Below are 7,728 nucleotides of genomic sequence, written 5' to 3'. Positions count from 1 at the left end.
AGGCTGCGATGGCGGTGGGTCAGTCACCATCAATGCTGACAGTGCCGCCGCCATCGCAGCCTCGCCGGGGCTCGACAGCTCCCACAAGGGATCGGCGGTGCCTCCAACGTTGTATCAACAGGGGGCAGACGATTGGACAGTCCGGTCCCAACTGCGTAGTTTTCACAGACCGCGCACAAGGACTCTGGCATGGCCCCCGATCTTACTTCCATCGCGCTGTTCCTCAAGACAGTCAAGCTCGGCAGCCTGTCCCGGGCGGCCGAGCAGTCGCACCTCTCGCTGTCTGCGGCCAGCCGGCGCCTGTCGTTGCTCGAGCAGCATTTCAAGGTCGCCCTGTTGTATCGCTCTTCCACCGGCGTCTCGCCCACGGCGGCCGGCGAGGTGCTGGCCGGGCATGGGCTGGCGATCTTGCGCGCGGTGGATGGGATGCACGCCGACCTCGCCGACTACGCCAAGGGCGCCACCGGCCGTGTGTGCCTGTATGCCAACAGTTCGGCGATGAGCCAGCAACTGCCCCGCCAACTGACCCAGTGGAACGCTCTGCACCCCGGCATCCGCCTGGATATCCGCGAAGAGCGCAGCCGCGAAATCCTGCAGGCGGTGCGCGATGGCGTGGCCGATGTGGGCATCGTCACCACCCAGCCGGGCGGCGAGGACTTGCGCTTTGCCCCGTACTGCCAGGACCGCCTGTGCCTGCTGGTGCCCGATGATCATCCGTTCAAGATGCGCCATGCACGCTTTGCCGATTTGCTGGGCTATGACTTTGTCGGCCTGGAGGACAACGCCGCCATCACCGCGCTGATCACCGAAGCCGCCGCCGCGATTGGCATGCCGCTGCGCCTGCGGGTGCAGGTACGCAGCTTTGAAGCGGTGTGCCGGCTGATTGCCGCCGGGCAAGGGGTTGGCGTGCTGCCCCAGGGCGCGGTGCAGATCTTTCGCAAGGAAATGGCCTTGCGCTTTATCGAAATCGACGACCCTTGGGCCGACCGCCAGATGTACCTCTGCATGCGTCAGGAAAAGCCTTCTCCTACAAGCCTGGCGCTATTCGACTACCTCGCTGCCTAGTACTGCGCATTGCCGCTGGCCTTCGAGTCTTGCGAAGGCCACTTCCATAATCAGCAATTCCCCCACCGCGGCAGCTGTGCCAAGAATGTCCCCGCCTCACTGACAACAACAAAAACAGGAGACACGGCGTGTCCAATTCCACGACCAGCACCCCCCATCGTATTGCGGTGATTCCCGGCGACGGTATCGGCCGCGAGGTGGTGCCCGAAGGCCTGCGCGTACTGGAGGCCGTCAGCCGGCGTTTCGGCATTGCCTTTGCGTTCGATCACTTTGCCTGGTGCAGCGAGCACTACCTGGCCCACGGCACCATGATGCCGCACGACTGGGCCGAGCAGATCGGCAGCCATGACGCGATCTTCTTCGGCGCCGTGGGTGCCCCGGATATCATCGCCGACCATACGGCGGTGTGGGAGTCGCTGCTGAAGATCCGCCGCCAGTTCGACCAGTACGTCAACATCCGCCCGGTGCGCCTGATGCCCGGCGTGCCCTGCCCGCTCGCCGGCCGTGTGCCGGGGGATATCGACTTTATCGTGGTGCGGGAAAACACCGAGGGCGAATACTCCAGCGTCGGCGGGCGGATGTGGGAAGGCACGCCGCGCGAGATCGCGGTGCAGGAGTCGATCTTCTCCCGCGAAGGCGTGGACCGGGTAGTGGACTATGCCTTCAAACTCGCGCAGCAGCGACCACGCAAGCACCTGGTGGCCGCCACCAAATCCAACGGCATTTCCATCACCATGCCGTTCTGGGACGAGCGGGTGAACCTGATCGCCCAGCGCTACCCGGACGTCAAGAGCGCCAAATTCCATATCGATATCCTGTGTGCGCACTTTGTGCAGCACCCGGACTGGTTCGATGTGGTGGTGGCCTCCAACCTGTTTGGCGACATCCTCTCCGACCTCGGCCCGGCCTGTACCGGCACCATCGGCATTGCGCCGTCGGCCAACCTCAACCCCGAGCGGCGCTACCCGTCGCTGTTCGAGCCGGTACACGGTTCGGCGCCGGACATTGCCGGGCTGGGCGTGGCCAACCCCATCGGGCAGATCTGGTCGGCCGCGCTGATGATCGAGCACCTGGGCAATGGCGACCCGCTGTACCAGGAGGCCGCAGCTGCGATTGTCTCGGCCATCGAGACGGTGCTTGCGCAAGGCCCGCGCACCCGGGAAATGGGCGGCAGCGCCAGTACGATTGAAGTGGGCGTGGCCATCGCCGAATGCATCGCCGGGAACAGGAGCTGAACATGATCAACGCACATTACATCGCCAACCAATGGCAGGCCTCGACGTCGCGGGAAGACATCCCGGTGATCGATCCCAGCAGCGGCGAAACCTATTCCAGCCTCGCCCGGGGCACCGCTGCCGATATCGACGCCGCCGTCCGCGCCGCGCGCCTGGCCGTGGGCGAGACCTTCGATGGCCCATGGGGCAGCTTGTCGGCCCTGGAGCGCAGCCGCCTGCTGGCCAGGCTTGGCGCGGCGGTGCTCGAGCATCACGAAGAACTGGCGCAGATCGAGGCGCGGGACACTGGCAAGGCGCTGAAAGTGGCCCGGGCCGATGCCACCGCCCTCGCCCGTTATTTCGAGTACTACGCTGGCGCGGCCGACAAGTTGCACGGCGAGACCCTGCCTTATCAGAACGGCTACACGGTGCTGACGGTGCGCGAACCCCATGGGGTAACCGGGCATATCATCCCGTGGAACTACCCGATGCAGATCTTCGGGCGCAGCGTCGGCGCGTCCCTGGCGGCAGGCAATGCCTGTGTGGTCAAGCCGGCCGAGGACGCCAGCCTGTCGTTGCTGCGCCTGGCGCAGATTGCCGCCGAGGTGGGCTTCCCGGCCGGCGCGATCAACGTGGTGACCGGCTACGGCTACGAGGCCGGCGCGGCGTTGTGCAGCCATCCGGGTATCGACCACCTCTCGTTTACCGGCTCCAGCGTGACTGGCACGGCGGTGTCCAAAGCCGCCGCTGAACGGCACTGCCCGGTGACCCTGGAGCTGGGCGGGAAATCGCCGCAACTGGTATTCGCCGATGCCGACCTGGACGAAGCCTTGCCGGTGCTGGTCAACGCCATTGTGCAGAACTGCGGGCAGACCTGTTCGGCGGGCAGCCGGCTGCTGGTGGAGCGCAGCATTTATGAAGCGCTGGTGGAGCAACTCAGCCAGCGCTTTGGCGAACTGCGCACCGGGCCTTCGGCGCTGGACCTGGACATGGGCCCACTGATCAACCAGAAGCAGCAACGCCTGGTGCGCGAGTTCGTGCGCGAGGCCGAACAGGCCGGCATCACGGTGGCCGCGCGCGGCCAGGTGGTGGCCGAGGCCGGCAGTGGTGGTTACTTCCAGGAAGCGGTGCTGTTTCGCGATGTGCCGCCCGACAGCCGCCTGGCCCAGGAGGAAGTCTTCGGCCCGGTGTTGGCCGTGATGCCCTTTGACGACGAAGCCGAGGCCATCCGCCTGGCCAACGGCACCGATTTCGGCCTGGTCGCCGGCGTATGGACCCGCGACGGCGCCCGGCAGATGCGCCTGGCGCGCAAGCTGCGCTGTGGCCAGGTATTTATCAATAACTACGGGGCCGGCGGCGGGGTTGAACTGCCCTTCGGCGGCGTCAAGGCCAGCGGTTATGGCCGGGAAAAAGGCTTCGAGGCCCTGCTGGGCTTTACCACCTTGAAGACCATTGCGATCAAACACGGCTAAGCCCTTACAACAACAAGAAAGGAGCACACTCCATGCGTCTAGCAAACAAAGTGGCCATCGTCACCGGCGCCGGTTCCGGCTTTGGTGAAGGGATCGCCAAGACCTTCGCCCAACAGGGTGCGCGGGTTATCGTCGCCGACATGAACGCCACCGGCGGCCAGCGGGTGGTCAATGAGATCGCCGCCACTGGCGGCCATGCGCATTTCGTCGAGGTCAATGTGGCCAATGATGAAAGCATGGGCGCGCTGCTGCGCGCGACCCTGGAGCAATTCGGCGGGCTGGATATCGTCATCAACAACGCCGGCACCACCCACCGCAACCGGCCGATGCTGGAGGTGGACGAGGCCGAGTTCGACCGGGTGTTCGCGGTCAACGTCAAAAGCATCTTCCTCAGCGCCAGGCATTTTGTGCCGCACTTTCGCAGCCAGGGCGGCGGCGTGTTCGTCAACATTGCCTCGACCGCCGCGATCCGCCCGCGCCCGGGGCTGGTCTGGTATAACGGCAGCAAGGGCGCGGTGGTGGTCATGAGCAAGACCATGGCGGCAGAGCTGGGGCCGGACAATATCCGCGTCAATTGCGTGAACCCGGTGGTCGGCGCAACCGCGTTACTCAGTGAGTTCATGGGCGTGCCGGACACCCCGGAAAACCGTCAGAAGTTCATGGCGACCATCCCCCTGGGACGTTTTTCCACCCCGCAGGACGTGGCCAATGCCTGCCTGTACCTGGCCTCGGACGAAGCGGCTTTTATCACCGGCACCTGCCTTGAAGTCGATGGTGGGCGCTGCGTGTAACTCAACGACCAAAGGGATCGGAGTCGATATGTGTGACTTACATAACAAGAACGAACCGAACACCAGGCAATTACTCGAAGGCCTGCCAAAGAACTGGGGCAAATGGGGGCCGGACGATGAAGTCGGCGCCCTCAATTACCTGACCGAAACCGAAGTGCTGCGCGGCGTGGCCTCGGTACGCCAGGGCAAGACCTTTACGTTGCAAGTGCAGATCGGCCATCCGGGCGGCGACCCGATGTGGCCGGCGCGCAACCCATCGATGCGCTTCAATACCCTGGATCACAGCCACTATCACTTCGGCAAGCAACCCGAAATGACCGGCGGCGCGGCGTATTGCGACGATGTGATCTTCATGCAGCTGCAAGGCTCGACCCAGTACGATGCCCTGGGGCATGCCTGGTATGACAATCAACTGTGGAACGGCTACGACGCCATGAGCACCGTCGGCGGCATGGCCAAGGCCAGTGTGCTGGCGATTGCCGAGCGCGGCGTGGTCGGGCGCGCGGTGCTGATCGACATGGCCCGCCATCGTGGCAAGAAATACCTGAGCCGTGGCGAAACCTTCAACCACCTGGACTTGCTGGCCGCTGCCAAGGCCCAGGGCGTGACCATCGAAAAGCGCGACATCCTGATCATCCGTACCGGCTCCATGGGCGCGTTCTACGAGTATGGCAAGACCGAGTTCTTCAAGGACCTGGTGGAGCCCGGCCTGACCTACAGCCGGGAACTGGTGGAGTGGTTCCATGCCATGGAAATCCCCAACCTGGTGACCGATACCATCGCCAACGAGGTGATCACCGACCCGGTGTCGGGGGTGCAGATTCCGTTGCATTGCGCGCTGATGCGCAACCTCGGCATTGCCTTTACCGAGATTGTGCTGCTGGAGGAACTGGCCGCCGATTGTGCCGACGACGGCCAGTGGAAGTTCCTCTACACCGCCGCACCGTTGAAGATTGTCGGCGGCAGCGGCGCGCCGGTGAACCCGGTGGTGATCAAGTAGTTCACCACTCGTAGGACACGGCCAGGGACGCTGTGCGTTTCTGGCCGTGTATTTGTGACGTTTAGCCCGGCATCAGACGCGTGGGTCGCCCGCTGCCTTGGCGGGGGTTGCATACTGCGGTTTCAGATGGCCTTGCTGGTCGAGCAACCAGGCATCCATGATCTGACGTACCACCGGGCCTGCCACGCGGCCACCCGCCTCGCCGTTTTCAATCATCACTGAAATCACGATCCTGGGGTGCTCGGCCGGGGCGAAGCCGACAAACAACGCGTTGTCGCGGTTGCGCTCGCGGGTTTTCAGGCGGTTGTAACGCTCGCCCTGCTTGATCGCCACCACCTGCGCGGTGCCACTCTTGCCGGCGATCCGGTACTGCGCACCGGCGGCCGACGCCCGGGCAATCCCACGCGGGTCGTGCATCACCATTTGCATGCCGTGGTTGACCTGATCCCAGTCGCGGGGGTTCTTGAGCACGACATTGGGCATCGGGTTTTCGTCCACGGGTGGCACGCCGTCGATGCTCTTGGCCAGGTGTGGGCGATTCCATACTCCCTTGTTGGCGATCAGCGCTGTGGCCTGGGCCAGCTGCAACGGGGTGACCTGCATATAGCCCTGGCCGATGCCGAGGATCACGGTTTCCCCGGGGAACCAGGGCTGGCGCCGGGTCGCACGCTTCCAGGCCTGGGATGGCATCAGGCCGGCGGACTCTTCAAACATATCCAGGGAGACTTTCTGGCCAAGACCGAATTCGGCCATGTAGTCGTGCAGGCGGTCGATCCCCAGTTTGTGGGCCAGGTCGTAGAAGTAGGTATCGTTGGAGCGCATGATGGCGGCGTCCATATCCACCCAGCCATCGCCATTGTGGTTCCAATTGCGGTATTTGTGATCAAAGTCCGGCAGTTGGTAGTAGCCGGGGTCGAAGACCCGGGTCTGCGCGGTGACCACACCACTGTCGAGACCGGCGATGGCCACTTCCGGCTTGATCGTCGAGCCGGGTGCATACAGCCCGCGCAGCACCCGATTGAACAGGGGGCGGTCGAGGGAGTCATGCAGCGCGGCATATTCCTTGAAGCTGATGCCGGTGACGAACGCGTTGGGGTCAAAGCTGGGTTTGCTGACCATCGCCAGGACTTCGCCGGTTTGCGGGTCGAGGGCCACCACTGAACCGCGACGATCGCCCAGGGCTTCTTCGGCGGCTTCCTGGAGCTTGATATCCAGGCTCAGGACAATGTTTTTACCGGGGACCGGGTCGGTATGCTTAAGCACCCGTAGGACCCGGCCCTGGGCATTGGTCTCGACCTCTTCGTAACCCACATGGCCGTGCAACTGCGACTCATAGAAACGCTCGATGCCGGTTTTACCAATCGATTGCGTGCCACGGTACTCGACTGAATCCAGCGCCTTGGACTCTTTTTCGTTGATGCGGCCCACGTAACCAATGGAATGCGCAAAGTGGGCACCCAACGGGTAGTGACGCACGAACTGTGGCTCGACCTCCACGCCGGGTAGGCGGAATTGGTTGACGGCCAATAGGGCGATCTGTTCTTCAGTCAATTCATAGAACAACGTCACGGGTACAAACGGGTGACGCGCCTGCTTCAGGGCCTTGTCGAAGGCTACGCGGTCTGCAGCGGGCAGATGCAGCAACGTGATGATCGAGTCCAACTCCCCTTGCAGGTCGCTAGCCCGTTCGCGGGTGATGGTCAGGTTGTAACTGGGACGGTTATCGGCCAAAACCACACCGTTGCGATCATAGATCAGACCGCGGGTCGGGGTGATGGGCAGGACGTGGACACGGTTGTTTTCAGAGATGGTGGAGTGATAGTCGAACTCCACCACTTGCAGGAAATACAGGCGGGCGACCAGGGTACAGGTGATGCCAAGTACCAGCACGGCGCAGGCCAGCAGGCGTTTGTTGACCAGACGGTGTTCTTTTTCGTGGTCTTTGATCGGTATGGCTTGAGGCATTTCTACAGCATCTCGTTGAATAAGGGCGATGCCGCATCCTGCGGTTGAAAAGGTCGTCCCTGAAAAAGCTGCTGCACCTTACCAAAATTACCGAAACACTTTGTATTGAATTGACCGAAGGGCAGTTGGATGGCGACATGCCATAACCTTTTCAACCGCCCAAAACAAAACCCCAACTGCTTTCGCAATTGGGGTTTCGGAATTTAATCTTGACGATGACC

The 7,728-nt window shown here is 63.0% G+C and carries 6 protein-coding genes; 5 read left to right on the top strand and 1 reads right to left on the bottom strand.

The genetic code is table 11. From position 1 onward, the window contains the following. Window positions 1-189: 189 nt before the first annotated feature. From AC07W7_RS27040 to AC07W7_RS27020, 5 genes are all read left to right on the top strand, one after another. Window positions 190-1,065 (top strand): LysR family transcriptional regulator, encoded by an 876-nt coding sequence (locus tag AC07W7_RS27040; protein WP_495040453.1) that lies wholly within the window; start codon window positions 190-192, stop codon window positions 1,063-1,065. Between the two features lie 128 nt (window positions 1,066-1,193). Continuing rightward, on the top strand, window positions 1,194-2,300 hold the full coding sequence (locus AC07W7_RS27035) for a tartrate dehydrogenase (RefSeq protein ID WP_495040452.1): 1,107 nt from the start codon (window positions 1,194-1,196) through the stop codon (window positions 2,298-2,300). Window positions 2,301-2,302: 2 nt separating this feature from the next. Then, entirely contained in the window at window positions 2,303-3,751 is a 1,449-nt protein-coding gene (locus AC07W7_RS27030) for an aldehyde dehydrogenase family protein (protein ID WP_495040451.1), read from the top strand. Window positions 3,752-3,783: 32 nt separating this feature from the next. Beyond that, complete coding sequence (locus AC07W7_RS27025) at window positions 3,784-4,542, top strand: SDR family oxidoreductase (protein WP_076965210.1); 759 nt, start codon at window positions 3,784-3,786, stop codon at window positions 4,540-4,542. Window positions 4,543-4,570: 28 nt separating this feature from the next. After that, complete coding sequence (locus AC07W7_RS27020; RefSeq protein WP_495040450.1) at window positions 4,571-5,542, top strand: cyclase family protein; 972 nt, start codon at window positions 4,571-4,573, stop codon at window positions 5,540-5,542. 72 nt (window positions 5,543-5,614) lie between these two features. Here AC07W7_RS27020 and mrdA read toward each other — a convergent pair whose 3' ends face one another. Further along, window positions 5,615-7,507, bottom strand: coding sequence for a penicillin-binding protein 2 (gene mrdA / locus AC07W7_RS27015; RefSeq protein WP_495040449.1), 1,893 nt, complete (start codon window positions 7,505-7,507; stop codon window positions 5,615-5,617). Window positions 7,508-7,728: the final 221 nt, after the last annotated feature.

The organism is Pseudomonas sp. GW821-FHT01D09 (genome assembly GCF_059422465.1).
The sequence above is the reverse complement of the archived record's forward strand: the minus strand, read 5'-3'. Positions and strand labels throughout refer to the sequence as shown.